Annotated in this window: 1 protein-coding gene; it reads right to left on the reverse strand. The window is 58.6% G+C overall.

Annotated features, from left to right (window positions below; translation table 11 throughout):
• Positions 1-30: 30 nt before the first annotated feature.
• Positions 31-648, reverse strand: a complete 618-nt coding sequence (locus IPZ49_RS22775; RefSeq protein WP_063146154.1) for a DMSO/selenate family reductase complex B subunit — start codon at positions 646-648, stop codon at positions 31-33.
• Positions 649-678: the final 30 nt, after the last annotated feature.

Below are 678 nucleotides of genomic sequence, written 5' to 3' on the forward strand. Positions count from 1 at the left end.
AGCGGCCATTCATGCCATCCACTTCCCATCTCACACCTCCTTCGGGTTTGCCAGGTAGCCGGTGGTGTCACCCGTCGGACGGCTGTTGGCGTTAGGTTTAATCACAATACTCGGCTTCGTGAAGTGCGCAGACGGCAGCGGCGCGACCGCAGCAAGCTGGCCGTGTTTTTTACGCAGCTCTTCAATCGGGCCAAAGTCCAGCGCGCGCAGCGGGCAGGACTCGACGCAGATGGGCTTTTTGCCGTCCGCCACGCGGTTGTGGCAGCCGTCGCACTTGGTCATGTGGCCTTTAGCCGCGTTATACTGCGGCGCACCATACGGGCAGGCCATGTGGCAGTAGCGACAGCCGATGCAGACATCCTCGTCCACCACCACAAAACCGTCGTCGCGCTTGTGCATTGCCCCGCTCGGGCAGACCTTGGTGCAGGCCGGATCTTCGCAGTGGTTGCAGGCAATCGACAGGTAATAGGCGAAGACGTTCTGATGCCAGACGCCGTTATCCTCCTGCCAGTCGCCGCCCGCGTATTCATAAATACGACGGAAGCTGACGTCCGGGGTCAGATCTTTGTAATCCTTGCAGGCCAGCTCGCAGGTTTTACACCCGGTGCAGCGGCTGGAATCAATAAAAAATCCATACTGGGTTGTCATCGGTTACTCCTTACGCCTTTTCAACCTGAA

This window comes from Enterobacter cloacae complex sp. S2, assembly GCF_015159675.1.
Taxonomy (GTDB): domain Bacteria; phylum Pseudomonadota; class Gammaproteobacteria; order Enterobacterales; family Enterobacteriaceae; genus Enterobacter; species Enterobacter intestinihominis.